The sequence below is a fragment of the Mesorhizobium sp. 131-2-1 genome, assembly GCF_016756535.1.
Lineage (GTDB): Bacteria > Pseudomonadota > Alphaproteobacteria > Rhizobiales > Rhizobiaceae > Mesorhizobium.
In genome coordinates, this window is the sequence record NZ_AP023247.1 from 1,692,869 (window position 1) to 1,719,342 (window position 26,474).

At 65.0% G+C, this 26,474-nt stretch carries 26 protein-coding genes; 13 read left to right on the forward strand and 13 right to left on the reverse strand.

The genetic code is table 11. The features are described from left to right. Positions 1-240: 240 nt before the first annotated feature. Genes fosX through phnG form a run of 4 tightly spaced genes read right to left on the reverse strand, consistent with a single transcriptional unit; the run spans position 241 to position 2,837 of the window. A complete protein-coding gene (fosX, locus tag JG743_RS08315; protein WP_210388520.1) occupies positions 241-660 on the reverse strand; it encodes a FosX/FosE/FosI family fosfomycin resistance hydrolase in 420 nt (139 codons plus the stop codon). Next, the gene (locus JG743_RS08320; protein WP_202299313.1) at positions 657-1,769 is read right to left on the reverse strand and encodes a carbon-phosphorus lyase complex subunit PhnI; all 1,113 of its coding nucleotides are present in this window, start codon (positions 1,767-1,769) and stop codon (positions 657-659) included. The genes fosX and JG743_RS08320 overlap by 4 nt, the downstream gene beginning before the upstream one ends. A 1-nt stretch (position 1,770) precedes the next feature. Continuing rightward, on the reverse strand, positions 1,771-2,376 hold the full coding sequence (phnH, locus tag JG743_RS08325) for a phosphonate C-P lyase system protein PhnH (RefSeq protein WP_202299315.1): 606 nt from the start codon (positions 2,374-2,376) through the stop codon (positions 1,771-1,773). Continuing rightward, the gene (gene phnG, locus JG743_RS08330) at positions 2,376-2,837 is read right to left on the reverse strand and encodes a phosphonate C-P lyase system protein PhnG (protein WP_202299317.1); all 462 of its coding nucleotides are present in this window, start codon (positions 2,835-2,837) and stop codon (positions 2,376-2,378) included. Before phnG ends, phnH begins: the two co-directional genes overlap by 1 nt. A 140-nt stretch (positions 2,838-2,977) precedes the next feature. Here phnG and phnF point away from each other — a divergent pair, with 140 nt between their 5' ends. Then, complete coding sequence (gene phnF, locus JG743_RS08335; protein WP_202299319.1) at positions 2,978-3,727, forward strand: phosphonate metabolism transcriptional regulator PhnF; 750 nt, start codon at positions 2,978-2,980, stop codon at positions 3,725-3,727. Here phnF and JG743_RS08340 read toward each other — a convergent pair. The 7 genes from JG743_RS08340 to JG743_RS08370 all read right to left on the reverse strand — a co-directional run bounded on the left by JG743_RS08340 (position 3,724) and on the right by JG743_RS08370 (position 12,184). Further along, positions 3,724-4,554, reverse strand: a complete 831-nt coding sequence (locus JG743_RS08340; RefSeq protein WP_202299320.1) for an amidohydrolase family protein — start codon at positions 4,552-4,554, stop codon at positions 3,724-3,726. The genes phnF and JG743_RS08340 overlap by 4 nt on opposite strands. 4 nt (positions 4,555-4,558) lie before the next feature. Next, on the reverse strand, positions 4,559-5,575 hold the full coding sequence (locus tag JG743_RS08345; RefSeq protein ID WP_202299322.1) for a zinc-binding alcohol dehydrogenase family protein: 1,017 nt from the start codon (positions 5,573-5,575) through the stop codon (positions 4,559-4,561). Positions 5,576-5,645: 70 nt separating this feature from the next. Next, complete coding sequence (locus tag JG743_RS08350; protein WP_202299324.1) at positions 5,646-6,611, reverse strand: ABC transporter permease; 966 nt, start codon at positions 6,609-6,611, stop codon at positions 5,646-5,648. Next, a complete protein-coding gene (locus tag JG743_RS08355) occupies positions 6,608-8,161 on the reverse strand; it encodes a sugar ABC transporter ATP-binding protein (RefSeq protein ID WP_202299325.1) in 1,554 nt (517 codons plus the stop codon). Before JG743_RS08355 ends, JG743_RS08350 begins: the two co-directional genes overlap by 4 nt. Before the next feature lie 147 nt (positions 8,162-8,308). After that, a complete protein-coding gene (locus tag JG743_RS08360; RefSeq protein ID WP_202299327.1) occupies positions 8,309-9,304 on the reverse strand; it encodes an ABC transporter substrate-binding protein in 996 nt (331 codons plus the stop codon). A gap of 323 nt (positions 9,305-9,627) precedes the next feature. Then, positions 9,628-10,626: an aldo/keto reductase gene (locus JG743_RS08365; RefSeq protein ID WP_202299329.1), complete on the reverse strand. Its 999-nt coding sequence runs from the start codon at positions 10,624-10,626 to the stop codon at positions 9,628-9,630. 52 nt (positions 10,627-10,678) lie between these two features. Further along, positions 10,679-12,184 carry a UxaA family hydrolase gene (locus JG743_RS08370; protein ID WP_202299331.1) on the reverse strand — a complete coding sequence of 502 codons (1,506 nt, stop codon included), beginning with the start codon at positions 12,182-12,184 and terminating at the stop codon, positions 10,679-10,681. Positions 12,185-12,432: 248 nt separating this feature from the next. Here JG743_RS08370 and JG743_RS08375 point away from each other — a divergent pair, with 248 nt between their 5' ends. The 5 genes from JG743_RS08375 (at position 12,433) to JG743_RS08395 (ending at position 16,724) form a co-directional block, all read left to right on the forward strand. Further along, positions 12,433-13,335 carry a GntR family transcriptional regulator gene (locus tag JG743_RS08375; RefSeq protein WP_202299332.1) on the forward strand — a complete coding sequence of 301 codons (903 nt, stop codon included), beginning with the start codon at positions 12,433-12,435 and terminating at the stop codon, positions 13,333-13,335. Positions 13,336-13,497: 162 nt separating this feature from the next. Further along, positions 13,498-13,845 (forward strand): DUF2946 family protein, encoded by a 348-nt coding sequence (locus tag JG743_RS08380; RefSeq protein WP_202299334.1) that lies wholly within the window; start codon positions 13,498-13,500, stop codon positions 13,843-13,845. A gap of 104 nt (positions 13,846-13,949) precedes the next feature. Continuing rightward, positions 13,950-14,495 (forward strand): copper chaperone PCu(A)C, encoded by a 546-nt coding sequence (locus tag JG743_RS08385; protein WP_202299336.1) that lies wholly within the window; start codon positions 13,950-13,952, stop codon positions 14,493-14,495. A gap of 16 nt (positions 14,496-14,511) precedes the next feature. Then, entirely contained in the window at positions 14,512-15,030 is a 519-nt protein-coding gene (locus JG743_RS08390; protein ID WP_244673180.1) for a YcnI family copper-binding membrane protein, read from the forward strand. Between the two features lie 56 nt (positions 15,031-15,086). Beyond that, a complete protein-coding gene (locus tag JG743_RS08395) occupies positions 15,087-16,724 on the forward strand; it encodes a copper resistance CopC/CopD family protein (RefSeq protein ID WP_202299340.1) in 1,638 nt (545 codons plus the stop codon). A gap of 36 nt (positions 16,725-16,760) precedes the next feature. Here JG743_RS08395 and JG743_RS08400 read toward each other — a convergent pair whose 3' ends face one another. After that, positions 16,761-17,198, reverse strand: a complete 438-nt coding sequence (locus JG743_RS08400; RefSeq protein WP_202299342.1) for a VOC family protein — start codon at positions 17,196-17,198, stop codon at positions 16,761-16,763. Positions 17,199-17,387: 189 nt separating this feature from the next. On the opposite strand from JG743_RS08400, the gene gndA reads away from it, so the two are divergent. Continuing rightward, positions 17,388-18,815, forward strand: coding sequence for an NADP-dependent phosphogluconate dehydrogenase (gndA, locus tag JG743_RS08405; RefSeq protein ID WP_202299344.1), 1,428 nt, complete (start codon positions 17,388-17,390; stop codon positions 18,813-18,815). Here the strand turns inward: gndA and JG743_RS08410 are convergent. After that, positions 18,812-19,849 (reverse strand): LacI family transcriptional regulator, encoded by a 1,038-nt coding sequence (locus JG743_RS08410; RefSeq protein WP_202299347.1) that lies wholly within the window; start codon positions 19,847-19,849, stop codon positions 18,812-18,814. The genes gndA and JG743_RS08410 overlap by 4 nt on opposite strands. A 401-nt stretch (positions 19,850-20,250) precedes the next feature. Here JG743_RS08410 and JG743_RS08415 point away from each other — a divergent pair, with 401 nt between their 5' ends. The 6 genes from JG743_RS08415 (at position 20,251) to JG743_RS08440 (ending at position 26,443) form a co-directional block, all read left to right on the forward strand. Continuing rightward, complete coding sequence (locus JG743_RS08415) at positions 20,251-21,489, forward strand: ABC transporter substrate-binding protein (RefSeq protein ID WP_202299349.1); 1,239 nt, start codon at positions 20,251-20,253, stop codon at positions 21,487-21,489. Between the two features lie 85 nt (positions 21,490-21,574). Further along, positions 21,575-22,468: a carbohydrate ABC transporter permease gene (locus JG743_RS08420; protein WP_202299356.1), complete on the forward strand. Its 894-nt coding sequence runs from the start codon at positions 21,575-21,577 to the stop codon at positions 22,466-22,468. Then, on the forward strand, positions 22,461-23,396 hold the full coding sequence (locus tag JG743_RS08425; RefSeq protein ID WP_202299358.1) for a carbohydrate ABC transporter permease: 936 nt from the start codon (positions 22,461-22,463) through the stop codon (positions 23,394-23,396). The genes JG743_RS08420 and JG743_RS08425 overlap by 8 nt, the downstream gene beginning before the upstream one ends. Positions 23,397-23,398: 2 nt before the next feature. After that, a complete protein-coding gene (locus JG743_RS08430) occupies positions 23,399-24,502 on the forward strand; it encodes an ABC transporter ATP-binding protein (RefSeq protein ID WP_202302516.1) in 1,104 nt (367 codons plus the stop codon). 40 nt (positions 24,503-24,542) lie between these two features. Next, on the forward strand, positions 24,543-25,289 hold the full coding sequence (locus tag JG743_RS08435) for a sugar phosphate isomerase/epimerase family protein (protein WP_202299360.1): 747 nt from the start codon (positions 24,543-24,545) through the stop codon (positions 25,287-25,289). Between the two features lie 11 nt (positions 25,290-25,300). Beyond that, complete coding sequence (locus tag JG743_RS08440; RefSeq protein WP_202299362.1) at positions 25,301-26,443, forward strand: Gfo/Idh/MocA family protein; 1,143 nt, start codon at positions 25,301-25,303, stop codon at positions 26,441-26,443. The last annotated feature ends 31 nt before the right edge of the window (positions 26,444-26,474 follow it).

The window sequence follows — 26,474 nt, forward strand, 5'->3', positions numbered from 1 at the left end:
CAAGGCGTGGAAACCGGACCAGATCGAAATGAATTCTGCCGGATGGTTGCACCTCGGGATCGTGTTGCTGGCGTTCGCCGGCGCCATCGTATTCTTCCTTCGGAGCACGATTTTTCCGGCGCCAAGGGACGGTTCCCACAATTCCGAAAGTTGGTACGGCGGCGGTGGCTCCGAGGGCCAAAGTGGACATTCCCACGATAGCAGTGGGCACGCGGGTCACGGTGGCGGAGATAGCTGAGCTCACTGCGCGGCCTCCAGTTCCTTGGCGTAGCGCGCCAGCCGCTCAGCGAGCGTGCCGGTGTGCAACTCGAACATGCGGTTGTCGTCGTCGTAGAAATAAATCGAGCGGCCTTCGCCCTTGACGCGCGGGCGCGGCGGGCGCATTTCGAGGCCGAACTTCCTGACGCGGTCGGCGTAGCGGTCGAAATCGGCCTCGTCGATCTTGAAAGCGATGTGGTTGTAGCTGCGCTCGGGCAGCGGTTCGCCCTCCATGATGGCGATCCAGATGTCGCCGATCAGGAAGAATTTTTCGCGCGACAGTGAGAATTGCCGGGCACCGCTGTCATAGACCTCGCGCGCGTCGAAGATGCCGGTCAGGATCTCGCTCATGCGGTCGAGATCGCGCACGACGAAGGTCATGTGGGACAGGCCCTCGATCATTCGGCGGCCTCCCGCTTCTCCTCGCCCGTGCGGTGATTTTCGCGGGCGTCGTGCTCTGCGCGCATGCGGCGCACCAGGTCGAGCTCGGCCTGGAAGTCGACATAGTGCGGCAGCTTCAGATGCTCGACGAAGCCGGTGGCCTGGACATTGTCGGAATGCGAGATAACGAACTCCTCGTCCTGCGCGGCGGCGACGACGTCCTCGCCGAACTCGCTTGCCCGCAAGGCACGGTCGCAGAGCGCCATCGCCATCGCCTTGCGTTCGCTCTGGCCGAAGACGAGGCCGTAGCCACGGGTGAATTGCGGCGGCGCCTTGGCCGAACCCTTGAACTGGTTGACCATCTGGCATTCGGTGACACGGATAGAGCCAAGCGGCACCGCGAAGGGCAATTCCGGCACGTCGAGCTCCAGCTCGACCTCACCGATGCGGACCTCGCCGACAAAGGGATGGTTGCGGGCGTAGCCGCGCTGGGTGGAATAGCCGAGCGCCAGCAGAAAACCTTCGTCGCCGCGCGACAGCGCCTGCAAGCGGATGTCGCGCGCCATCGGGAACTGCAGCGGCTCGCGAGTGATGTCGCCGGGGACGTGGTCGCCGGGCATGTCGCCGTCAGCCTCGATCAGGCCTTCGCGGGCGAGGATCGCCGAGACGCGCGGCATGGGTTCGGCTTCGGTGCTGCGCTGGGCGGGGTCGGCGACGTCGCCGCCGGCGGCAAGTTCGGGGTCGAGCAGCCGATGCGTGTAGTCGAAGGTCGGGCCGAGCAACTGGCCGCCGGGCAGGTCCTTATAGGTCGCCGACACCCGCCGCTCGACCAGCATCGTGGCGGTGTCGATGGCCCTCGTGTAGCCGAAGCGGGGCAGCGTGGTGCGATAGGCGCGGATGAGGAAGATCGCCTCGATCATGTCGCCGCGCGCCTGGACGATGGCGAGCGCCGCCAGCTCGCGGTCGTGGAGCGATCCCTCGCTCATCACCCGGTCGACGCCGAGCGCCAGCTGCTCGACGATCTGGTCGAGGCGCAATGCCGGCACAGAGCGGTCGCCGCGCCGGCGATCGGCAAGCAGGCGGTGCGCGTTGGCAATCGCGGCCTCGCCGCCCTTCACCGCGACATACATGTCAGGCCTCCATCGTCTTGATGCGGGTGGTGCGCGGCAGGCAGGCGAGGCTATCTGGCGCGGCCAGGATGATGTCGACGCCGCGCGGAAAACGCTGGTTGTTCTGCTTCCATTGCTCGATGAAGTGGCGCGGCATCGCAGCCGGCGCGACCATCGCCATCTTCTCGATGCCGGGCCCTTCGAGCAGCAGAGGCACGCCCGAGACCAGATCGCCGACCGCGAGGATCAACGTCGTCGAGCGATCGGGATACTCCTGCGTGCCTTGCGAAAAGCCGTCCAGCGCCATCATCTCCGCCGGCCTGGCTACAATCGCGAAATGCGCGTCGGCCGGCGTGTTGGCTAGCGGCGCGCCAGTATGGAAGCCGAGCCAGGACTTGACCGATGGCTCGGCCTGCAAGGCCGGATCGAGCCAGAGCGGGGTGTCGTTGTCGCAGAGCGCCAGCGCCACCGCGCCTGACGTCGCCGACAGCGGCGCCGGCGGACGGGCAAGGGCTGGCAAGGGCTGCACGCTGCCAGGCCGCGCCATCGCGTCCATGATGGCGCGAAACACCGTCTGGGCATTGAACACCGGATCGGCGAAGCCGCCTTCGATCGATTGCGTCTCCATCAGTCCTCTCCGCGCACCATGGTGAAGAAATCCACTTTCGTCGCCGCCGTCTCGGCGCGGCGTTTCTCGCGTGCCCCGGCGAGCGCCTCCCGCAGCGGCGCGATCACTCTGGTCTCGACCGCCTCGCGATGGGCCGGGTCCTGCCAGAGCGCGTCGGCGATCGCGGCCAGCTTCGCCTTCTGCCTGTCGCGGCCGAGCGCATAGCAATGGCCGACCTGGCCGGAGGGCAGCCGCACCGTGGCGCGGGTCACCGTCGCCTCGCCGACATTGAAGGGCGCGCCGCCGCCGCCGATGCGGCCGCGCACCGTCACCAGGCCGGTTTCGGGGCCGCGCAGCAGCTCGGCTTCCAATGGCAGGCCGGCCTCGCTCCAGAGCCGGGCGAGATCGTCGCCGCTGGACTGCACCAGCGTCGCCATCGCCGCCTTGCGCCCGGCCTGCTCGCGCGCTTCCTGTCCTCGCATGGCAGCACTCCCTCGATTGGGTAAATTTGTCTATTGATATAGACAACTATACAAATTATACGCATTAGCTAGCGCGAGTCCATGACGGGTGGATGACACCTGCGAAAAGTCTGGGGCGGGTGGGAGAGCCGGGGGCGGAAATGAGTGGGCAGCAGGTGGCCAGCATCGAGCGGCGCAGCGGCGTTTCGTTGTGGCGGCAGATCGCCGATCAGATTTTGCAAGGGATCGCCGCCGGCGACTTCGCAGAGAACGCGGCGCTGCCGCCGGAAATGGCGCTCGCCGAACGCTACGGCGTCAACCGGCATACGGTGCGCAGCGCCATTGCGGCGCTGGTGCAGGAAGGCGTGCTCAGGGCCGAGCAGGGCCGCGGCACCTTCGTCTTGTCGCGCAAGCGGCTCTCCTACCCGATCGGCGCCCGCACGCGCTTCTCGACCGGCCTGCAAGGGCAGACGAGCGAACGGCATATTGCCTTGCTCGCCTCATCCGTCGAGCCCGCCAGCCGGCGCATCGCCGACGCCTTGAAGCTTGCCAGGGGATCGGGCGTGCTCCGCCTGGAGACGCGCGGCGAAGCCGATGGCCATCCGGTGTCACGCGCCACCGCCTGGTTCGACGCCAAACGCTTCGCCGGCATCGACGCCGCCATGGCGGAGACCGGATCGATCACTGCCTCGCTCAAGCGCTTCGGCATCAACGATTATCTCAGGCAGTCGACGGTGCTGTCGGCGCGCCATGCCGATGCCGCCGATCTTGTCGATCTCGACCTGCAGCCCGGCGCCATCGTGCTGGTCACGGTGGCGGTCAACGTCACGCTCGACGGTCAGCCGATCCAGTTTTCGGAGTCGCGGTTTCCGGCGGAGCGGGTCGAGCTCAAATTGTCGGCCAACGACTAACTGATGCCGTAAAACCGCGCGGCGGTGCCGCCGAAGACAGCGTCCTGTTCCGCCGGCGAAAGGCCTGCCAGAATCTCCTTCGCCGCGGCCAGCCAATTCTCGTAGGTGGCCGCCAGCTCGCACACCGGCCAGTCGCTGCCGAACATCAGCCGGTCCGGCCCGAAGCAGGCGAGAAGGTGGTCGGCGTAGGGCTTCAAGCCGGCGATCGACCAGTTCGGGCCGGCCTCGGTGACGAGCCCGGAGAATTTGCAGACGACCGACGGCCGCTTCGCCAGGGCCGCCATGTCGCTCGCCCAAGGTTCGAGGATGCCCTTGGCGATGAAGGGTTTTGCCGCGTGGTCGACAACGATGGGCAAGTCCGGCATGTGGTCGGCCAATGCCGCCACCACCGGCAGGTGGCGCGGCTGCGCCAGCGCGTCGAAACGCAGGCCGAGTTTCGGCAGAAGCTTCAGCGCCGCGAGCTGCTTTGGCTTCAGGATGTCGAATGTGTCGTCGATGTCCTGCAGCATCGGCCTGATGCCGCGGAATTTTGGCCGCGCCGCCAGCCGTCGCAACGTCGCTTCGACATCGTTGGCGTCGAGATCGACCCAGCCGACCACCGCCGCGATGCTGTCGTCCTCGTCGGCGAGGTCGAGCATGAATTCGGTTTCGGCGACGGTGGCTGCTGCCTGCACGACAACAGTGCGGGCGATGCCGGCGGCCTGCAGATGCGGCTTGAGGTCGGCCGGGAAGACGTCGCGCACGATCGGCGCGACATGCGGTCCCATCCAGGAATAGTCGCCGCGCGCGATCTCCCAGTAATGCTGGTGCGCGTCAATCTTCAGCATGGTCCTACCCGACTTCGATGACGGCCTTGATCAGGCCGGATTTCTCATGCGCCCATCTTGCGAGATCGCGGGGGGTGCCGGCAAGGGTGGTGCGGTGGGTGACGAGCTTGGCCATCGGCACCGCGCCGCCGCGGATCGAGGCCGCGACATGATCGAAGTCGGCGCTGAGCGCGTTGCGGCTGCCGATCAACGTCATCTCGCGCTTGTGGAATTCAGGGTCGGAGAAGGTGATGTCGTCCTTGACGACGCTGACCAGGACGAGGCTGCCGCCATGCGCGACGTGGGCGAAGGCCGACTGCACCGACTGCGTGTTGCCGGTGGCATCGAAGACCACGTCGAAACCTTCGCCGCCGGTCGCTTCGCGCACCAGGTCGGCCGCCGCTTGCCGCGAGCCGTCGAGCGATGCAAAGCCGAGCTCGCTTTCGGCAAAGCGCAGGCGCTCACTGCTCATGTCGAGCAGGCTGACATCGAGGCCGGCGATGCGGGCAAACAGCGCGGTGCCGAGCCCGATCGGGCCGGCGCCGATGACCAACGCCCTGGCGCCAGGCTCAGCCTGCACGCGGCGCACCGCATGCGCGCCGATGGCCAGGAACTCGACCGCGGCGGCATCGGCCAGCGACAGGCCGTTCGCCGGATAGAGATTTTGCGCCGGCACCAGGATCTCCTCGCACATGGCGCCGTCGCGATGGACGCCGAGCACTTCGATCCTGACGCAGCAATTCGGCTTGCCTTTGCGGCAGGCGATGCATTTGCCGCATGCGAGATAGGGATTGATAATGACCGCCTCGCCGACGCTCAGCGCGACACCTTCGCCGGTCTCGACAACCGTGCCGGAGACCTCGTGGCCCATGATGCGCGGATAGGCGAGGAACGGGTGCTTGCCTTCGAAGATGTGGTAGTCGGTGCCGCAGATGCCGACATGGCTGACGGCCACCCGCGCCCAGCCGGCAGGCGGCGCCCCCGGCGCCGGGCGGTCCTCGAGGACAAGATCGCCGGGCGAGCGGCAGACGACTGCTTTCATGCTTCAATCCAGTCTGTTGATGGGGCCGCCGGCACTCGAGCTGTCGCGAGGGCCGGCGGTCGAGGTCAGCCTACTTGCCGCGGCGGCGCAGCCCGTCGAAATAGACGATGACGATGATCAGCACGCCGGTGATGATGCGCTGCCAGAAGGCGTTGACGTTCAAAAGGTTGGCGCCGTTGTTGATGGTGGCGAGGATGAAGGCGCCGAGCAACGGCCCGTGCACGGAGCCGACCGCGCCGAACAGCGAGGTGCCGCCGATCACCGAAGAGGCGATCGCCTGCAGTTCCCAGCCCTCGGCCTGGGTCGGATTGCCGATGCCGATGCGCGAGGCGAGCAGCACGCCGACGAAAGCGGCGCACAGGCCGGACAGCGTATAGGCCATGTAGATGGTGCGCTGGACATTGACGCCCGACAGGCGCGAGGCCTCGGCGTTGGAGCCGACCGAGAACAGGTAACGGCCCCAGCGGCTGTGGTGCAGGAAGATGTAGGCCGGGATGCCGACCAGGATCACCATCCAGAACAGATTGGGGATGCCGACGAAGGAATTGCGCGAGAATTCCTGGAAGGCATCGTTGTTGATCGAGATCGAATTGCCGTTGGTCATCAGCAGGCCGATGCCGCGCAGCGAGGTCAGCGTCGCCAGCGTGATGATGAAGGGCGGCAGGCCCATCCTGACGATGCCGAAACCGTGAAACAGGCCGATGGCGACGCCGACCAGCAAGGTGATCAGGATCGCGGCGAAGACCGGCACGCCGGCATTGATCAGCATCGCCGTGATGACGGTGGCGAAACCGACCACGGCGCCGACCGAAAGGTCGATGCCGCCGGTGATGATAACGAAGGTCTGCCCGACCGCCAGGATGGCGATCATCGAACCCTGACGCAGCAGGTTGGAGATGTTGTTGGCCGAGGCAAAGCTCTGCGTCGTCACCGACAGGATGACCCACAACAGAACCAGCAGCGCCAGCAGCGTCAGCCCGAACAGGGCGTTGTAGTTGCGCTTCGGCTTTTCAGCCGCGATCGCCTCGGTGCTCATTTCTGTCCTCCCTGTTTTTCTTGTTTCTCGGCGAGCGCCTGAGAGAGAATGTCCTCATGATCCGCGGTGCGGAATCCATGCGTGGCGACCAGCTTGCCGCGCCGGAACACATGCAGCGTGTCGGCGAGCTCATAGACCTCGGGCAGATAGGAGGAGATCAGGATGATGCCGGCGCCGTTGGATAGCAGCGTCGAGAACAGGCGGTAGATCTCGGCCTTGGTGCCGACATCGACGCCGACCGTCGGCTCGTCGAAGATGAACAGCTTGGCGCCGTGCGCCAGCCATTTGCCAATGACGATCTTCTGCTGGTTGCCGCCGGACAGGCTGGAGGCGAGCGCGTTGCGTGTCGGTGTCTTGATCCTGAGGCCGGCGATCTGGCGGTCGGCCTCGGCCTTCTCCTGCGCGTTCGAGATCAGCAGATTGTTCGAGATGCGCTTGTAGATCGGCAGGTTGAGGTTGAGACCAACCGGCAGATTGAGGCAGAGGCCCTGGTCGCGGCGGCTTTCCGGCGCCAGCGCCATGCCGAGCCGGATCGCGTCATGCTCGGAGTTGACCTGCACCTCCTTGCCTTCCCACAGGATCTGCCCGGCCGACTTCTTGTGGCGGCCGTAGAGGGTGGTGACGAACTCGCTGCGGCCGGCGCCGATCAGGCCGTAGAGGCCGACGATCTCGCCGGCGCGGACGGCCATCGAGACATTCTCGAAGCCTTTCCCGGAGAGGTTCCGCGCCTCGACGATTGTGGCGCCTGGCGTGAAATGCTCCTTGTGGTAGATCTGCTCGATCGAGCGGTTGATCATCATCTTGACCAGTTCGGCGTCGTTGGTCTCCGCGATGTTGCGGGTGCCGACCAACGTGCCGTCGCGCAGCACCGAGACGCGGTCGGCGAGCTCGAACACCTCTTCCATGCGATGGCTGATGTAGATGATGGTGACGCCTTCGCCCTTCAGCCGGCGGATCAGCGTGAACAACTGATCGGCCTCCTTGCGGGTCAGGTAGGCGGTCGGCTCGTCGAAGATCAGGAACTTGGTGCCGCGCACCGTGGCGCGGGCAGCGGCGATCAACTGCTGCTGGCCGATCGTGAGATCGCCGAGCATGACGTGCGCCGGCAGGTCGAAGCCGAGGCCGTCGATGATCTTCTGCGCATCCTTGACCATGGCCCGCTGCTGCAGGATGCCGAAGCGCGAATTCTCCTCGCCGAGGAACATATTGGCGGCGACGGTGAGGTGACGGCAGAGCACGACCTCCTGGTGCACGGCATTGATGCCGAGCGCCATCGCCTCGTGCGGGGTCGCCAGCGCTTCCGGCTTGCCCTCCCAGATGACGTCGCCGGAGGTGCGCGGCATGACGCCGGTGAGAAGCTTGATGAGGGTGGATTTGCCGGCGCCGTTCTCGCCGACGATGGCGTGGATCTCGCCGGATTTGAAGGCGAGGTTGACGGGCTTCAGCGCGTGCGTGCCGGGATAGCGCTTCTCCAGCCCCCTGAGTTCGAGGATCGTCCTGCCGGGCTCCAGCGTGGGAGCCGGGTGCAGGTCCTGCGCCGTCGACGTCATGACAATCCTCCCAGATTGGCCCTACGATTGGCATGCAACGATGCGGCGGGGCCGTACCGTCAAGGGTAGTTCAAGCCTGCGGATTTCCAGATGCGCTGGTGTTTCCGGGGCAGCGAGGCCCCGGAAACTGTGCGCCTATCGCGATGCTTAGTCGAGCTTCGGATTGAGCAGCGCGTCGATCTTCGGCTCTTTCATGTTGGCCTTGGTGACGAGATTGGCGCCGGTGTCGACATTGGCCTCGACCTTCTCGCCCTTCGAGGCGGCAAGCGCGGTCTTGATGCCGTCATAACCCATCCGGTACGGATCCTGCACGACGAGGCCCGAGATGACGCCGTCATTGAGGAACTTGATCAGCTTCTCGTCACTGTCGAAGCCGATCAGCCCGACCTTGCCGGCCAGGTTGTTCTCGGCGATCGCCTGGCCGACGCCCTGCGCCATGATCAGGTTGGAGGCGAAGATGCCTTTCAGGTCCGGATTGGCGGTGATCAGGTCGGTGGCGATGTTGAGGCCGGTGGTGGCCTGACCGTCGGCATACTTGTCGGCGATCAGTTCGAGGCCGGGATATTTGGCCTTGAGCTGTTCCTTGAAGCCCTGGGCGCGCTGCTCGAGCGAGCCGGCGCCCGGCAACGCGGTGATCAGCGCAACCTTGCCCTCGACCTTGCCGCCATTGGCAGCGCCGATGGCCGCGGCAAGTCCGTCAGCGGCGACGCGGCCACCCTGGACGTTGTCGGTGGTGAGGAACGAGGTGAAGGCCTTGGAGTCGGCGCCGGAATCGATGCCGATGACCTTGACCTTGGTCGCGGCCTCGTCGATCGGCTTGCCGAGCGCCTTGGCTTCGGTCGGCGCGATGACGACGGCGGCCGGATTGCCGGCGACGGCGTTCTCGAGGATCGAGATCTGGCCGTTGACGTCGGTCTCGGCCTGGGCGCCGAGCTCCGGCACGTTCACGCCGAGGTCCTTGCCGGCCTTGCGGGCGCCGGCGAGCACGATCTGCCAGTAGAACGAGGTGGTGTCCTTGACGATGATCGGGATGGTCACGTCCGCCGCCGAGGCCGGCGCCGAATGCATGGCGCCTGCGAGCATCGATGCGGCGGCGAGCGCGACGAAGGCGCGGCGGTTGAGAATGCTGGTCACGAATTTCATGAGGGTTCCTCCCTAGATCGCCTGGTGAAGGTTACGGAAGCTCCGTTCGGATAGGCGCTGCCCAAACAGAACTTTATCAATAAAAAACATTTGCCGTTTTTTGATAGTGCATCGGCTCGGTCGACGCAAGCGCTGTTTCGCCCGTCGCCATGAGGCGGGCGTAAGAAACCTGCTCCGCCTGACCCTTATCCGAACGCTTCCGATCCTCCCTGACCGATATGGAATATTAATTCCATCTGCATGTCAATATGGAATATTCATTCTCTCAAGATCGTGAAGCTTCACAACGCATGCAAGTCACCCGCGCCGGTGAGCATTGCTCCTCAGCCGAGCGCCTGGACCACCGTGTAAGGATGGTATTTGGCGAATTCCGCCGGCGGCACCTCGATGTCGAGCAGTTCCAGATTGCGCGTCAGATTGGCAGGCTTGGCCGTGCCGGTCAGCACGGAAGCCACGACCGGCTCATGCAATGGAAACTGGAAGGCGGCGGCGGCCAGAGGATAGCCGCCTTGGGCGGCGATCCGCTCCATCGCGCCGACGCGGTCGAGGATATCCTTGCTCGCCGGCTGGTAGTCGAAATGCGCGCCATGCACGGGACCGGTCGCCAAAATGCCGGAATTGAAGACGCCGCCGATGATCAGAGACGTCTGCCGTTGCCGGCACAGCGGAAGCAACTCGGCCTCGGCGCTGCGGTCGAGCAGCGAATAGCGGCTGGCAAGCAGGATGCAGTCGAGCGGCGCGCGGCTCAGCACATCGAGGCAGATCGGCACCTCGTTGACGCCAAGGCCGTAGGCGGAAATCGTGCCGGACGACTTCAACTCCTCCAGCGCTCTCAGCCCGCCGTCCATGAACTGGCGGAAATGCAGCTTCGTCTTCTCGACGCCATGCGTGTAGACGCCGATGTCGTGGACAAACAGGATGTCTATCCTGTTCAGGCCAAGGCGCGCATAGCTGAACTCGACCGAGCGCATGATGCCGTCATAGGAATAGTCGTAGTCGAGCGCGAAGGGCAGCGGATCGACATAGGAATGATCCGGCACCTGGTCTTCCGGCACGGGACGGAACAGGCGCCCGACCTTGGTCGACAGCACATAGGACGAGCGCGGCTTCTCACGCAGGAAATCGCCGGTCCGCCGCTCCGACAGGCCAAAGCCGTAGAAGGGCGCGGTGTCGAAATAGCGCAGGCCGCCATCCCAGGCCGTCTGCAGCGTTTCCATCGCCGGCTCGCGCGGGCAGGCCCGGTAGAGCCCGCCGATCGCGGCGCCGCCGAAGCTGATTTCGGTAACTTCGAGCGCAGTGGTGCCGATCCGGCGTTTGTTCATGCAAAGCCTCCCGTGCCGGCTATCCGTTAGCCGGCCAATGTCTGATTGGTATTTATAGCGTCGCGCCGAGGTGCCAGGGCACGAACTCGTTGTCGCCGTAGCCGAAGGCCTCGCTCTTGGTCTTGCGGCCGGAAGCCGTCTCGACGATCAGCTCGAAGATCTCCCGACCCATGCCGGCAATGGTCTTCTCGCCGGAAGCGATGACGCCGCAATTGACATCCATGTCCTCTTCCATCTGATGGTACATGGTCGAGTTGGTGGCGACCTTGATCGACGGCGTCGGCCGGCAGCCGAAGCAGGAACCGCGACCGGTGGTGAAGACGATGACGTTGGCGCCGCCCGCAACCTGGCCGGTGGCGGAGACCGGGTCGTAGCCGGGCGTGTCCATGAACACCAGACCGTGGCCGGTGACCTTTTCGGCATAGCCGAAGACACCGTTGAGCGGCGTCTGGCCGCCCTTGGCGACCGCGCCCAGCGACTTTTCCAGGATGGTGGTCAGGCCGCCGCGCTTGTTGCCGGGCGAGGGGTTGTTGTCGATCGAGGCGCCGTGCTTGGCGACATGCTCCTCCCACCACTTCACAAAGCCGTCGAGCTTGGCCGCGATCTCGGGGCTTGCCGCGCGGTAGGCCAAGAGATGCTCGGCGCCGTAGATCTCCGTCGTCTCCGAGAGGATGCCGATGCCGCCGACGCCGGCGAGGATGTCGACTGCCGCGCCCAGCGCCGGATTGGCGGTGATGCCGGACATGCCGTCGGAGCCGCCGCACTGCAGGCCGACGACGATCTCGCTGACCGGGATCGGCTCACGCTTGAGATGGCCGACCTCCTCGGCGATCTCGGCGAGCACGCCCATCGCCTTCTCGACCGATTTGCGCGAGCCGCCGGCATCCTGGATGTTGAAATGGCGTTTTCCCGCGGCGACACCCTTCTGGCCGTAGAGGGTCAATTGATTGACCTCGCAGCCCAGCCCGACCATCATCACGCCGCCGAAATTCGGATGCCGGGCATAGCCGGCGAGCGTGCGGTGCAGGACCATCATGCCGTCGCCAGTGCCGCTCATGCCGCAGCCCTGGCCATGCACGATCGGCACGAAGCCGTCGATGCCCGGGTATTTCGGCAGAAGCGTGCGGTTGGCCTCGTCGGCGATGGCGTGGCAGACGGTGGCCGAGCAGTTGACGCTGGCGATGATGCCGATGAAGTTGCGGGTGCCGGCGCGGCCATCGGCGCGGCGGTAGCCCATGAAGGTGCGGGCACGGTCAGCCTCGGTCGCGTGCTCGGCCTCACTTGGCGGCACCACCGGCAGGCGGCCGCTCTCGAAGACCAGATTGTGCGAATGGACATGCTCGCCCGGCGCAATGTCCTGCGTAGCGCGGCCGATCGCCTGGGCATATTTCACCACCGCCTCGCCGGCCGCGATCGGCTTGATCGCGACCTTGTGGCCGGGCTCGATCACCGTCATCGCAGTGGCACCGCCCGGCAGCGCCGTGCCGATCTCGATGCGGCCATTGGCGACCGCGACGTTGTCGGCGGGAGACAGGAGGATGCTGTTTGCGGCGTTCACGGGCGGTTTCCTGGGATGTTCCTGGGGGCGCGGGCGGATTGACACGCGTCAGTTAATGGATAATGTCTTTTATCGTGAAAAAACATTTTTGCGTCAAATGTTTTTTTTCGCGAGAGCGCCGTTTGTGAGAGGCGCAAGGGCCAGTCCGGCCGGCGTCCCAAAAGCGATTCCGCTTTCCGGAAGCATACGTTAGGAACATATCGCGCTTGAGGCCGGCCACTGCAAGCCCGGCGCGCAACGGGGCGGGGATGTCGAAAAGCAACAACGTCTACAAGGATGCCTACAACCGCTGCCTCAGGCTGCTCGACGAGACGCAGAGCCTGCCGTCGGAGCCGGAGCTGGGCACTCTGCTCGGCGTCAGCCGCACCACGGTGCGCAGCATCCTTGCGCGCATGGCGGAAACCGGGCTGATCACCTGGAACAAGCGCAGCAAGACGGTGCTGCGCGCGCCGCGGCCGGACGACTTCTTCCCCGATGAGGAGACCGACACGCTGGCCGAGATCATCGAGCGCTCCTTCATGCGCCGGCTGCTTGCCGGCGGCGCCGAGGCCGGCATGCAGATCAACGAGTTGGAACTGGCGCGCGAGATCGGCGTCGGCACCACCAGCGTGCGTGAGTTCCTGATCCGCTTCTCCCGCTTCGGCCTGATCGAGAAACGGCGCAACAGCCACTGGGTGCTGAAAGGCTTTACCCGTGCTTTCGCGCTGGAGCTGACCGAAATCCGCGAAATGTTCGAGCTACGCTCGGCGGCCGCCTTCGCCGCATTGCCGGAGGACAGCCCGGTCTGGGCCGACCTCGACAGACTGGAGGACGAGCACCGCCAGCTGGCGCAAGAGATCGCCACGCGCTTCACCGCGTTTTCCGAGCTGGACGAGCGCTTCCACCGGCTGATCCACCGTGCCTCGCGCAACCGCTTCATCGTCGATTTCTACGACGTCATCGCCATGATCTTCCACTACCACTACCAGTGGAACAAGGCGCAGGAGCGCGAGCGCAACGAGGTCGCCGTCCAGGAGCATCTGGCCTATATCGCGGCGCTGAAGTCGCGCGATCTCGGCAAGGTCGATGCCGCCTGCCGCAAGCACCTGAAGTCGGCGCGCCAGACGCTGTTGACCTCGATTCCCGAGGGCCGGCAGCCGCAGCACGCCTGAACGGAATCATCCGGGGAGCCTCGACCCTCGTGCGGGTGCGCCAGTCGCGCCGCGTTGCCGCAGCCCTGATTTGGCGATTTTCGCCCCGTTGGCAGCGTGCTAGGTATCTGCCGTTGCTGCGTGGAGAGGCAGGCCTTGGACATCCGGCGGAGACGATGGAGCATGAGGATCGCGTTCGCCGCGGCCTTGATGCTTTTGCTCCAGTCGGCACTTGGCGCCTTTGCCGCAGGGCCGGATGCCGCCCAGCTCGACGCATTCGGCAATGTCATCTGCACCCATGAGGGCGCTGCTCAGCTTCCCGGTGGCGATCCGCATCAGCAGCACATGCCTGCCTGCTGCGTGCTCGGCTGCAGCATGGTTTCAGCGGCTCACGCGCCGCCCGACGCAGCCGCACCGACCCGTAGCCTCGCCCTCGAGGCCGTGGTGTTCGCGCCGCCGGCTTTCACCCATATCGATTTCGCCCGCGACCGCTCTCCATCGAACCCGCGCGCGCCGCCGGCGGCGGCCTGATCCGCCCCCGGCTCGCCTCGCGGAACCTTTCGCGGGCGCATTCATCCAACACTCGAACCGTCCGCGACGCCGCGGCGGTGCGATCATCGTATCATGGAGCAACCATGTCTTCTTTTTCCGCAACGCAGGCCAGCGCGCCCGGCCGCAGGAACCGAGCCCCGCGCTGGCAGCGCGTCGGCATCGTTCTTTCCACCCTCGCCATGTTGTTCGCAGGCGCTCCCGCCACCTTCGCACATGAATTCAAGGCCGGCGATCTCGAAATCGTGCATCCCTGGTCGCGCGCGACGCCCGCCAGCGCCAAGGTGGCCGGCGGCTATTTCACCATCATCAACAAAGGCAGTTCGCCGGACCGGCTGCTGTCGATTGCCTCCGACATTTCCGAGAAGGCCGAACTGCATGCGATGGGCGTCAAGGACGGCGTCATGACCATGCGGCCGGTCAGCGGCGGCCTCGAGATTCCGGCCGGCGGCAAGGTCGAGCTCAAGCCCGGCGCCTATCATCTGATGTTCTTCGGGCTGAAGCGGCAGCCCAAGCAGGGCGAGAAGTTCCCGGCGACGCTGACCTTCGAGAAGGCTGGCAGCGTCGCCGTCGAGTTCGCCGTCGAAGGCATGGGAGAAACCGGCGGCATGGAGACGGACCATGCCGACTGAGCCGGGGGGAATGACGATGCTCAGACATGCCTTGCCGGCTTGCGTGGCCCTTGCCTTGGGGACCAGTGCCGCCTTTGCCCATGTCACGCTTGAGACCCAGGAATCGCCCGTCGGTTCGACCTACAAGGCGGTCCTGCGCGTGCCGCATGGCTGCGACGGCAAGGCGACGACGGCCGTGCGTGTGCAGATCCCGGAAGGGGTGATTTCGGTGAAGCCGATGCCAAAACCCGGCTGGACGCTGCAGACCAAGAAGGGCAGGTACGAGAAGTCCTACCAGCTCTGGGGCGAGACGCTGACTACCGGCGTTAAGGAAGTCGACTGGAGCGGCGGAAATCTGCCGGACGAGTTCTATGACGAGTTCGTCTTCCGCGCTTCCCTGGCGGCGGACCTGCCTGCCGGGCAGATGCTCTACTTCCCGGTGGTGCAGGAATGCGACGGCGCCGCCGCGCGCTGGATCGAGATTCCGGCAGCCGGGCAAGACGAGGATGCGCTGGAGAATCCGGCGCCCGGCATCAAGCTGTTGCCGAAGAAATGATTTCCTGGCGGCGCGCACCGATCCAAGGCGCGCGCCGCCTGCTTCGCGATGGTGGCATGAGCGCTGGATCCTCCCCAAGAACCTCATTGCTCGGCAAGCGGGCCGGCAGGCTTGCCATTGGCCTGCTGGCAGCGCTCGTTCTGCTCGGGGCACTCGGTCTGCCGGGCCGGGCCTTCGCGCATGCGGCGCTGATCAACGCCTATCCCGCTGACGGCGCGGTGCTGGCGCAAAGCCCGGCAAAATTCGCGCTGACCTTCAGCGAGCCGGTATCGCCGCTGGTGCTCAACCTGGTGAGGCCGGATGGCACGTCGGTTGCGCTGACCGCCTTCCGCCTCGACGGCCAGACGGTAGACATTGACAATCCCGAGGCGCTGAAACCCGGCACGCATGTGCTGAGCTGGCGGGTGATTTCGGAAGACGGCCATCCGGTCGGCGGCTCGGTGCTGTTTTCCATCGGCGCACCGAGCACGCCGCCGGTGGTCGCCGAGGTGGTGGACGGGAACCTGCGCGCCGCCATCTGGATCGGCAAGATCCTGCTCTATGTCGGGCTGTTTCTCGGCGTCGGCGGTGCCTTCGCACTCGCCTGGCTGGCCAAGGGCGGGCGCTGCGGCCAGCGCTTCGTCGCCGCCGCAATCCTGTGCGGCCTGGCTGCCGCGCCGTTCTCGCTCGGTCTGCAGGGGCTGGATGCGCTCGGCGCGCCGCTTGCCCGGCTGGCGCAGCCGGTGATCTGGCAAACCGCGTTCGGCACCAGCTTCGGCTGGACCGTCCTGATCGCGCTGATTGCGCTCGGCCTCGGCGTGCTGTCGCTGGCCGGGCCGCCCGGCGGCCGCAAGCCGCTCGCCCTTGCCGGGCTGGCTGGTGTCGGCGCCGCGCTCGCCGCCAGCGGGCATGCCAGCGCCGCCGAGCCGCAATGGCTGACGCGGCCGATGGTGTTCCTGCACGGCGCGGGCATCGCCTTCTGGGCCGGTGCGCTGGTGCCGCTCGGGCTTTCGGTGAGGCGGCAGTCGGCGGATGCCGGGGCTTTCCTGCACCGGTTTTCGCGCGCGATCCTGCCGGTCGTCGTCGTGCTCGCCATGGCCGGCATCGTGCTTGCCGTCATCCAGGTACAGACGCCCGCCGCGCTGGTTGGCACCGCCTATGGCAGGCTCCTGCTGGTCAAGCTGGTGCTGCTCCTCTTTCTCTTCACGCTCGCGACCATCAACCGCTGGACGCTGACGGCTCCGGCCGAAGCCGGCGCCACCGAGGTGCAGCGGCGCCTGGTCCGTTCGATCGGCGCTGAAGTGCTGATCGTGGTCGCCATTTTCGCGGTCGCCGCGGGCTGGCGCTTCACGCCGCCGCCGCGCGCGCTGGCGATCGCTGCCGCGCAGCCGGTGTCGATCCACATCCACACGCTGCAGGCCATGGCCGATCTAAGCATCACGCCAGGCCATGCCGGGCCAGTCGCCGCCTCGATGGTGATCATGACCGGCGACTTCGGCCCGCTCGACGCCAAGCAAGTGACGCTGGTGCTGTCGAAGCCCGACTCCGGCATCGAACCAATCAAGCGTCCGGCGACAAAGCCCGGCGATGGAACCTGGCGCATAGACAATCTGGTCATCCCGGTTCCGGGCCGCTGGACGGCACGGCTCGACATCCTCGTCTCGGACTTCGAGATGGTGAAGATAGAGGCACCGATCGACATCCGCGCCGAGTGATACTCAGCCGGCCTGCGAACGGCAATTTTCTGCGTTTCAGCCGAGTTCCTGCGCGAGTCCGATGAGATGCCCTTCAGGCCCGCGGATGTAGCAGAGCCGATACACGTCTTGGTAACGGACGACTTCGCCGACAAGCTGCGCGCCGCGCTTGCGGAGCCTTTCAAGCGTCTCGTCGATGTCGTCCACGGTAAACATGACGCGGAGGTAGCCTAGCGCGTTCACCGGGGCGTTACGATGATCCGCGACGACAGGCGGCGTGAGGAAGCGGGAGAGTTCGAGCCGGCTATGACCGTCCGGCGTGCGCATCATGGCAATCTCAACGCGCTGATCGCCCAGTCCGGTGACACGTCCGGACCATTCGCCTTCGATCGTCGCCCGCCCTTCGAGCTCGAGGCCGAGCTCGCGAAAGAAGGCAATCGTCTCTTCGAGGTCCTCGACGACGATTCCAACATTGTCCATCCGTTTGACTGCCATATGTCCAACCTAACGCCGTATGTTCAATCGGCAAGGCGTCACCTGGCCTCCCAACGGACCCTTCTCGACTCGGCCCTGTCCTGAATCTGACCGACACAATTCGGCGAGGCGGTTGACGCGGCGCGAAAGGCCCGTCAATCATCCCGGCAAAACGCGACCTCAACAAAATTCGGAAGCAGGGAAGAAACGATGGAAAAAGCCGAAATCGGCCTGATCGGCCTTGGCACGATGGGCTCCAACCTGGCGCTCAACATTGCCGAGCATGGGCACCGCATCGCCGTCTTCAACCGCACGGCCGCGCGCACCGACGCTTTCGTCGAGAGCGCCGGGCCGCTGAAGGACATGGTCGTGCCCTGCTACAGCCTCGAGGAGCTCGCGGCGGCGATCCGGCCGCCCAGGCCGATCATCATCATGGTGCTGGCCGGCAAGCCGGTGGACGAGCAGATCGCGGCGCTTCGCGGCGTTCTCGCCAACAACGACATCGTCATCGATGCCGGCAACGCCAATTTCCGCGACACGATGCGGCGCTTCTCCGAGCTGTCAGGCTCCGGCCTGACCTTCATCGGCATGGGCGTGTCCGGCGGCGAGGAAGGTGCGCGTCACGGGCCCTCGATCATGGTCGGCGGCACCGAGGAGTCCTGGAAGCGCGTCGAGAAGGTGCTCACCGCCATCTCCGCCAAGTTCAAGGACGAGCCGTGCGCGGCCTGGCTCGGCACCGACGGCGCCGGCCATTTCGTCAAGACCATCCACAACGGCATCGAATATGCCGACATGCAGATGATCGCCGAGATCTACGGCATTCTGCGTGACGGCCTCGGCATGGGGCCGAAGGAGATCGGCGCCGTCTTCGCGGACTGGAACAAGGGCCGGCTCAATTCCTACCTGATCGAGATCACGGCCAAGGTGTTGGCCGCCGACGATCCGAAGACCGGCAAGCCGGTGGTCGACATCATCCTCGACCGGGCCGGGCAGAAGGGCACCGGCAAATGGTCCGTCATCGAGGCGCAGCAGCTCGGCATCCCGGCGACCGCGATCGAGGCGGCGGTCGCGGCGCGCGTGCTGTCGTCGATCAAGGACGAGCGGCAGGCGGCGGAAGCGGCCTATGGCAATATCGGCGTGGCCAAGATTGCCGGCGACAGAGCTGCCTTGCTCAAGGACCTGGAGCTGGCGCTGTTCGCCGGCAAGATCGCGGCCTACGCGCAGGGCTTCGCGGTGATGAGCGGCGCCTCGAAGGAGTTCAACTGGAACCTGCCGATGCCGACCGTCGCCAAGATCTGGCGAGCCGGTTGCATCATCCGCTCGCAGATGCTGGACACGATGGCGGAGGCCTTTGGGTCAGGCAACGCCTCGACCAACCTGCTGATGGCGCCGGCCTTCATCGCCATGATGCAGGAGGCGCATCCGTCGTTGCGCAGGATCGTGGCGCGGGCCTCCGAGGCCGGGTCGCCGGTACCTGCGCTGTCGTCGGCGCTCGCCTATTTCGACAGCTACCGTCAGGGCCGCGGCACTTCAAACCTGATCCAGGCGCAGCGCGACTTCTTCGGCGCGCACGGCTTCGAGCGCATCGGCGAGCAGGGTGCGTTCCATGGACCCTGGGGCAGCGGCGCGGGGCATTAGGCGCGATAGGGCAGGACTTCGCTCGGCTTACTCAGCGATTGCAATGAGCCTGGATCGGCGCCGCCGATCCAGCCGAGCACGGCGCGCGCCAGCTCGGAGCCGGCAAGCCGGAAGTTCTCGTTGACCACCAGCAGTTCCCGGCGGAACAAATGCAGCAGCTCGGACGACTGCTTCGACACCACGTCGACGTCGCGACCAAGCTTCAGACCGGCATCCTCGATGCCGGCGACGACGGCGAGCGTCGCCGCGGCGGCGCAGCTGATGAAACCATCCGGCCGGTCCCGGCGCCGCATCAGCTGCGCGGTCCGCATCCTGATCTGCTCGATAGACTGGTCGATGGAAACGGTGTTGAACGGCACCTCGCTGGCGCCGACTTCGCTCAACGCATCGGCAAAGCCGTTCAGCGTATGGCCATAGTAGGTGAGTCCGACCGGTGGTGTCACAAGGGCGAGTCGGCTTCGGCCCATGCCAGCGAGGTAGCGCACCGCCTCGCCCGCGAAGGCGTAATTGTCGAAGTCGTGGAAGGGATGCACCAGCCCCATGTCGGTGCGGCCATGCGTGGCAAAGGGGATACCGCGCTCCAGCATGTAGCGGGCGCGCGGATCGTTGGGTTGCGTGCGTGAGATGATGACGCCGTCGGCGGAGCCCGTCTCGACCAGATAGCGTATCGGATCCAGCGGATCCTGCGAGCGTGAATATGGCGTGACGATCAGGTGATAGGGCGTGTCGGCGATCACCTCCGAGACACCGTAGATGATGTCCGAGACAAAGCTCATGATCTCGCGCTCGGTGTTGAGCACGAGGCTGATGACATTGGTTTTGCCGGTCCTGAGGCGCACGCCGGCGCGATTGGGCCGGTAGCCGATCTGCCTGGCGACAAGCTGCACGCGCCGCCTGGTCTCGGCGCCGATCTCGGGGGCATCCTTCAAGGCGCGCGACACGGTGGTGACGCCCAGCCCGGTCATGAAGGCAAGCGTCTTTAGCGTCGGCCGGCCCGGCGCCTCGCCATCCCTGTCTGTCTGGTCCCTGTCCATATCGTCCCGCCCGTCAGGCGCATAGCAGTCGCCGGGCGAGCCGGCAATCGCCGCATTCGTCAGGCGAGGCAGCTTCCCGCCTAGCAACCCCATATACTGAAACGTTACAGATTGTCACGACCGTTGTCCGGTGCGGTCGCTGGTCAAGGCGTTCCAGGCGGGTGTCCCGGCAGGGAAAGTCGTTGGAAATCAGCGAGGAAGCTGTTTAGTGCAAGTTTTTTGCCAGCTTTCCTCATTTTGCAGCGCGACTTTGCGTGTTGCGCTGCACAATGCATGTCCGGTGGAATTATTTTGTTCGCGGCTCGAAAAATATCGAGGTGGCGTTTTCGTCAGGGGTTGCGCATGCCGCGCAATTGCCGTATCGAAAATCTGTAACGTTTCAGATTCTGGGAGGAACCGAAATGCGATATAAACTCTTGACTGCTGCGCTGGCGGCGACGGCCGCGCTGCAGTTCGCCGGTCCGGCGGCCGCGACCGATCTGGAAGTCACCCATTGGTGGACGTCCGGCGGCGAGGCGGCTGCTGTGGCGGAACTCGCCAAGGCCTTCGATGCGACCGGCAACCACTGGGTCGACGGCGCCATTGCCGGTTCCGGCGGCACGGCGCGGCCGATCATGATCAGCCGCATCACCGGCGGCGACCCGATGGGCGCCACCCAGTTCAACCACGGCCGCCAGGCTGAGGAACTGGTGCAGGCAGGCCTGATGCGCGACCTCACCGATATCGCCACCAAGGGCAAATGGACGGAGGTCGTGCGGCCGAAGAGCCTGCTCGACAGCTGCACCATCGACGGCAAGATCTATTGCGTGCCGGTCAACATCCATTCCTGGCAATGGCTGTGGCTGTCGAACGCGGCCTTCGAAAAGGCCGGCGTGCCGGTGCCGAAGGACTGGAATGAATATGTGGCGGCAGCTCCCGCGCTGGAGAAGGCCGGCATCATCCCGCTCGCCGTCGGCGGGCAGCCCTGGCAGTCCTCCGGCGCCTTCGACGTGCTGTTGGCGGCGGTCGGCGGCACCGACACCTTCCTCAAGGTCTACAAGGACAAGGACGCGAAATTCGCGGCCGGGCCCGAAGTCGCCAAAGTGTTCAAGGCCGCGGACGATGCCCGCAAGATGGCGAAGAACACCAATGTGCAGGACTGGAACCAGGCGACCAATCTCGTCATCACCGGCAAGGCCGGCGGCCAGATCATGGGCGACTGGGCACAGGGCGAATTCCAGGTCGCCGGCCAGACCGCCGGCAAGGACTATACCTGCCTTCCGGGCCTCGGGCTGAACGAAGTGATCGCCACCGGCGGCGATGCATTCTACTTCCCGCTGCTGAAGGACGCCGACAAGTCCAAGGCGCAGGAGGTGCTGGCCGAAACGCTGCTCGATCCCAAGACGCAGGTTGCCTTCAACCTGAAGAAGGGTTCGCTGCCGGTGCGCGGCGACGTCGACCTGCAGGCGGCGAATGACTGCATGAAGAAGGGCCTCGACATCCTGGCCAAGGGCAGCGTCATTCCGTGGACCGACCAGTTGCTGTCGCAGGACAGCCAGAAGCAGAAGGAGGATCTGTTCTCCGAATTCTTCGCCAAGCCGGAGCTCACCGTGGAAGACGCGCAGAAGCGCTTCGCCGACATCATCGCATCGGCGGACTGATTACCGGCGCCCCCGCCAGCTCCCGGCCCCAGCCTATCCGGGGTCGGGAGCGCGATGTCCTCATTGCCCCAGCCCGGTTGTCGAGATGAGCAAGAGCCAACGCCCCAACCAGCTTTTCCGCAACCTCAATGCGAAGGTCGCCTCGATCCCGATGATCCTCACCGCGCTGGTGGTTTTCGTCGGCGGCACCGCATGGACGGTGCTCTATTCCTTCACCAACTCGAAACTGCTGCCGCGATTGAATTTCGTCGGGCTCGACCAGTATTACCGGCTGTGGGCGACGCCGCGCTGGCTGATCTCGATCGAGAACCTCTTGATCTATGGTGTCATATCGCTGGTGTTCTCGCTGGTGATCGGCTTCATCCTCGCCGCGTTGCTCGACCAGAAGATCCGCTTCGAGGACACATTCCGAACCATCTTCCTTTATCCCTTCGCGCTCTCCTTCATCGTCACCGGTCTTGTCTGGCAATGGCTGCTCAATCCGGACTTCGGCATCCAGGGCGTGGTGCGGAGCCTCGGCTGGACAAGCTTCAGCTTCGATCCGCTCTACAATTCCAGCATCGTCATCTACGGCATATCGATCGCGGCACTCTGGCAAGGCACCGGGCTGATCATGTGCCTGATGCTCGCCGGCCTGCGCGGCATTGACGAGGATATCTGGAAGGCCGCGCGGGTCGACGGGATCCCGATGTGGAAGACCTATCTGTTCATCGTCATCCCGATGATGCGGCCGGTCTTCATCACCACGCTGGTCATCATCGCCGCGGGCATCGTCAAGGTCTACGACCTGGTCGTGGCCCAGACCAGCGGCGGGCCGGGCATCGCCTCCGAAGTGCCGGCGAAATATGTCTACGACTACATGTTCTTCGCCCAGAACCTCGGCCAGGGCTTTGCCGCCTCGACCATGATGCTGCTGTCGGTGATCATCGTCATCGTGCCGTGGGCCTACCTCGAATTCGGAGGCAAGAAGCGTGTCTGAGCTTGCCGTCCCCCTGCCCAGCACCGCCGATCCTCTCAGTCGCGAAGCCACGGGGCCGAGCGGGCCGAAGCCGCGGCATGTGTTCTCGCGCCGCAACATCTTCCTCTATGGCACGCTGATCGTGATGGCGGTCTACTACCTGCTGCCGCTCTATGTGATGGTCGTCACCTCGCTCAAGGGCATGCCGGAGATCCGCCTCGGCAACATCTTCTCGCCGCCGCTGGAGATCACCTTCGAGCCTTGGGTCAAGGCGTGGTCGCAGGCCTGCACCGGCCTCAATTGCGACGGGCTCTCGCGCGGTTTCTGGAACTCGGTGCGCATCACCGTCCCCTCGGTGATCCTGTCGATCGCGATCGCCTCGGTGAACGGCTACGCGCTCGCCAACTGGCGCTTCAAGGGCGCCGACACCTTCTTCGTCATCCTGATCGTCGGCGCCTTCATCCCCTATCAGGTGATGATCTACCCGATCGTCATCATCCTGCGCGAGATCGGCCTCTACGGCAGCCTGAGCGGCCTGGTCATCGTGCATTCGATCTTCGGCATGCCGATCCTGACGCTTCTGTTCCGCAACTATTTCTCGTCGATGCCGGAAGAGCTGTTCAGGGCGGCGCGCGTCGACGGCGCCGGTTTCTGGGGCATCTATCTGCGCATCATGCTGCCGATGTCGCTGCCGATCTTCGTTGTCGCCGTCATCCTGCAGGTCACCGGCATCTGGAACGACTTCCTGTTCGGCGTCGTCTACACGCGGCCGGACACCTATCCGATGACGGTGCAGCTCAACAACATCGTCAATTCGGTGCAGGGCGTGAAGGAGTACAACGTCAACATGGCCGCCACCATCCTGACCGGCCTCGTGCCGCTGATCGTCTACTTCATTTCCGGCAAGCTTTTCGTGCGCGGCATCGCCGCCGGCGCGGTGAAAGGATGATGATGACGGATATCGCCAATCCCAGCGTGTCGATCCAGGACCTGTCGCTGAATTTCGGCGCGGTGTCGGTGCTGCAGACGCTCAACCTCGACGTCGCCGAGGGCGAGTTCATCGTGCTGCTCGGGCCGTCCGGCTGCGGCAAGTCGACTTTGCTCAACTGCATCGCCGGCCTGCTCGACATTTCGGAGGGCCGCATCTTCATCAAGGGCAAGAACGTCACCTGGGAAGAGCCCAAGGACCGCGGCATCGGCATGGTGTTCCAGTCCTACGCGCTCTATCCGCAGATGACGGTGGAGAAGAATCTGTCCTTCGGCCTGCGCGTCGCCGGCGTGCCCAAGGACGAGATCGCCCGCCGCATCGCGCGCGCCGCCGAGATCCTGCAGATCGAGCCATTGCTGCAGCGCAAGCCGTCGGCGCTCTCCGGCGGCCAGCGCCAGCGCGTGGCGATCGGGCGGGCACTGGTGCGCGATGTCGACGTGTTCCTGTTCGACGAGCCGCTTTCCAATCTCGACGCCAAGCTGCGCTCGGAACTGCGCGTCGAGATCAAGCTCCTGCACCGCAAGCTCGAGAACACGATGATCTACGTCACCCACGACCAGATCGAGGCGATGACGCTCGCCGACCGCATCGCCGTCATGAGGGGCGGGGTCATCCAGCAGCTCGATGCGCCGCAGACGATCTACAACCGGCCAGTCAACCGCTTCGTCGCCGGCTTCCTTGGTTCGCCGGCGATGAATTTCCTCAAGGGAGAGTTGGAAGTCGGCGCCGGCCCCGTGTTCAAAGCCGACGGCGTGTCGGTGCCGGTCGGCCGCTATCAATTCGAGGGCGATGGTGGCCGTGCCGCCAAGCCTTGCATCTTCGGCATCCGGCCTGAGCATATCGCCTTCGGTGACGCTGCCGTGGGAATGCCGTTCACCGCCGAGTCGACCGTCGAGATCGTCGATCCGATGGGCTCAGACACGCTGGTGTGGACCAAGCTCGGCGGCCAGATCATCTCCTTCCGCGTCGAAGCGGATAAGACGCTGCGCAACGGCGAAGCGATTCGCATCGGCTTCGATCCGGCACGCGCTTCGCTGTTCGACGCCCAAACAGACAACCGCCTTTAACCTCCCAAGCACCTACCCCCCAATAGAACGGACAGAGACGATGGACTGGTCATTCCAACTTTACAGCGCCCGCAATTTCCAGCCGTGGGAGGGCGTGCTGCAGATGCTCGGCAAGCTCGGCTACAGCCAGGTCGAAGGGTTCGGCGGCGTCTATGACGACCCCAAGGCGTTCCGCGCCGAGCTCGACAAGAACGGGCTGGCCATGCCGACCGGGCATTTCTCGATCGACGCGCTGGAGAAGGACTTCGACGGTGTGCGCAAAATCGCCGACGTGCTCGGTGTCACGCTGCTGATCTGCCCCTATCTGCTCGCCGAGCAGAGGCCGGCGGATGCCGCCGGCTGGCGCGGTTTCGGCGAGCGGCTGGCCAAGGTCGGCGAAACGGCGAAAAAGGCCGGCTACGGCTTTGCCTGGCACAATCATGATTTCGAGTTCAAGGCGCTCGCGGATGGGTCGGTGCCGCAGGACCATATCCTGTCCGCCGCACCCGACATCGGCTGGGAAATGGACTTGGCCTGGGTGGTGCGCGGCGGCGCCGACCCGCTGCCCTGGATCGAAAAGCACGGCAAGCGCATCAGCGCCGTTCATGTCAAGGATATCGCCAAGCCGGGTGAAGGACTCGACGAGGATGGCTGGTCGGATGTCGGCCATGGCACGATCGACTGGGCCGGCCTGATCAAGGCGTTGCGCGCCAAGAGCGCGGCGAAGTACTTCGTCATGGAACAGGACAACCCAAACAACATCGAGCGCTTCGCCAGCCGCTCGATCGCATCCGTCAAGAGCTACTAGGAACAATCGACATGGCAAAGAAACTGGGTATCGGCGTCATCGGCTGCGGCAACATCTCGAAGGCGTATTTTTCGCTGGCGCCGCTGTTCCGCGGCATCGAGATGCGCGCCTGCGCCGACATCAACATGGACGCCGCGAAGGCGCGGGCGAAGGAGTTCAAGCTCCGCGCGGAGACCGTCGACGATCTGCTCAAGGCCGACGACATCGACATCATCGTCAACCTGACAATTCCGGCGGTGCACTATGAGGTGTCGAAGCAGATCCTCGACGCCGGCAAGCATGTCTATTCGGAAAAGCCGTTCGTGCTGTCGATCAAGGAAGGGCTCGATCTGAAAGGCCGGGCCGAGAAGAAGGGGCTGCGCATCGGCTCGGCGCCCGACACTTTCCTCGGCGGCGCGCACCAGCTGGTGCGCAACCTGATCGACACCGGTGCGCTGGGCAAGATCACCAGCGGCACCTGCCATGTGATGGGTCACGGCATGGAGCACTGGCACCCCAATCCGGATTTCTTCTTCCAGCCGGGCGCCGGCCCTGTGCTCGATATCGGACCCTACTACATCACCAACCTGATCCAGTTGATCGGGCCGGTGAAGCAGGTGGCGGCCTTCGCCGCGACACCGGCCAAGGAACGAACGATTTCGTCGAAGCCACGCGCTGGCGAAAAAATCCCGGTCAACACGCCGACCACCATCCACGGCCTGCTGGAATTCGAGAACGGCGCGGTGGTGACGCTCAACACCAGCTGGGACGTCTGGAGCCATGGCCATGCGCCGATGGAGCTCTACGGCGAGGCGGGAACGGTGTACGTGCCGGATCCGAACTTCTTCGGCGGCGACGTGCGCTTCACCGAGGCGACGAAACCGGTCAAGAAGCTGCCAAAATGGAAGCACCCGTTCGGCGTGCCGAACGAGATGCATTCGCAGGGCATGATGGCCAACTACCGCACCGCCGGCCTGGCCGATATGGCGCTGGCGATCGCCGAGGGACGGCCGCATCGCTGCTCGATGGAGTTAGCGCTGCATGCCGTCGACGTGATGACCAGCCTGCTGCGCTCGGGCGAAACGGGCAAGTTCGTCCCCATGCAGACGACTTGCGAGCGGCCGGCCGCACTTGGCGTCAAGGAAGCCAAGGAACTGCTGGCGAAGAAGAAATAGATCGCCACGATTATCGATAATCTTGATCAAC

Coding starts and splice junctions, on each gene's coding strand:
- fosX (WP_210388520.1), bottom strand. CDS start 660: ATGATCGAGGGCCTGTCCCACATGACCTTCGTCGTGCGCGATCTCGAC.
- JG743_RS08320 (WP_202299313.1), bottom strand. CDS start 1,769: ATGTATGTCGCGGTGAAGGGCGGCGAGGCCGCGATTGCCAACGCGCAC.
- phnH (WP_202299315.1), bottom strand. CDS start 2,376: ATGGAGACGCAATCGATCGAAGGCGGCTTCGCCGATCCGGTGTTCAAT.
- phnG (WP_202299317.1), bottom strand. CDS start 2,837: ATGCGAGGACAGGAAGCGCGCGAGCAGGCCGGGCGCAAGGCGGCGATG.
- phnF (WP_202299319.1), top strand. CDS start 2,978: ATGAGTGGGCAGCAGGTGGCCAGCATCGAGCGGCGCAGCGGCGTTTCG.
- JG743_RS08340 (WP_202299320.1), bottom strand. CDS start 4,554: ATGCTGAAGATTGACGCGCACCAGCATTACTGGGAGATCGCGCGCGGC.
- JG743_RS08345 (WP_202299322.1), bottom strand. CDS start 5,575: ATGAAAGCAGTCGTCTGCCGCTCGCCCGGCGATCTTGTCCTCGAGGAC.
- JG743_RS08350 (WP_202299324.1), bottom strand. CDS start 6,611: ATGAGCACCGAGGCGATCGCGGCTGAAAAGCCGAAGCGCAACTACAAC.
- JG743_RS08355 (WP_202299325.1), bottom strand. CDS start 8,161: ATGACGTCGACGGCGCAGGACCTGCACCCGGCTCCCACGCTGGAGCCC.
- JG743_RS08360 (WP_202299327.1), bottom strand. CDS start 9,304: ATGAAATTCGTGACCAGCATTCTCAACCGCCGCGCCTTCGTCGCGCTC.
- JG743_RS08365 (WP_202299329.1), bottom strand. CDS start 10,626: ATGAACAAACGCCGGATCGGCACCACTGCGCTCGAAGTTACCGAAATC.
- JG743_RS08375 (WP_202299332.1), top strand. CDS start 12,433: ATGTCGAAAAGCAACAACGTCTACAAGGATGCCTACAACCGCTGCCTC.
- JG743_RS08380 (WP_202299334.1), top strand. CDS start 13,498: ATGAGGATCGCGTTCGCCGCGGCCTTGATGCTTTTGCTCCAGTCGGCA.
- JG743_RS08385 (WP_202299336.1), top strand. CDS start 13,950: ATGTCTTCTTTTTCCGCAACGCAGGCCAGCGCGCCCGGCCGCAGGAAC.
- JG743_RS08390 (WP_244673180.1), top strand. CDS start 14,512: ATGCTCAGACATGCCTTGCCGGCTTGCGTGGCCCTTGCCTTGGGGACC.
- JG743_RS08395 (WP_202299340.1), top strand. CDS start 15,087: ATGAGCGCTGGATCCTCCCCAAGAACCTCATTGCTCGGCAAGCGGGCC.
- JG743_RS08400 (WP_202299342.1), bottom strand. CDS start 17,198: ATGGCAGTCAAACGGATGGACAATGTTGGAATCGTCGTCGAGGACCTC.
- gndA (WP_202299344.1), top strand. CDS start 17,388: ATGGAAAAAGCCGAAATCGGCCTGATCGGCCTTGGCACGATGGGCTCC.
- JG743_RS08410 (WP_202299347.1), bottom strand. CDS start 19,849: ATGGACAGGGACCAGACAGACAGGGATGGCGAGGCGCCGGGCCGGCCG.
- JG743_RS08415 (WP_202299349.1), top strand. CDS start 20,251: ATGCGATATAAACTCTTGACTGCTGCGCTGGCGGCGACGGCCGCGCTG.
- JG743_RS08420 (WP_202299356.1), top strand. CDS start 21,575: ATGAGCAAGAGCCAACGCCCCAACCAGCTTTTCCGCAACCTCAATGCG.
- JG743_RS08430 (WP_202302516.1), top strand. CDS start 23,399: ATGACGGATATCGCCAATCCCAGCGTGTCGATCCAGGACCTGTCGCTG.
- JG743_RS08435 (WP_202299360.1), top strand. CDS start 24,543: ATGGACTGGTCATTCCAACTTTACAGCGCCCGCAATTTCCAGCCGTGG.
- JG743_RS08440 (WP_202299362.1), top strand. CDS start 25,301: ATGGCAAAGAAACTGGGTATCGGCGTCATCGGCTGCGGCAACATCTCG.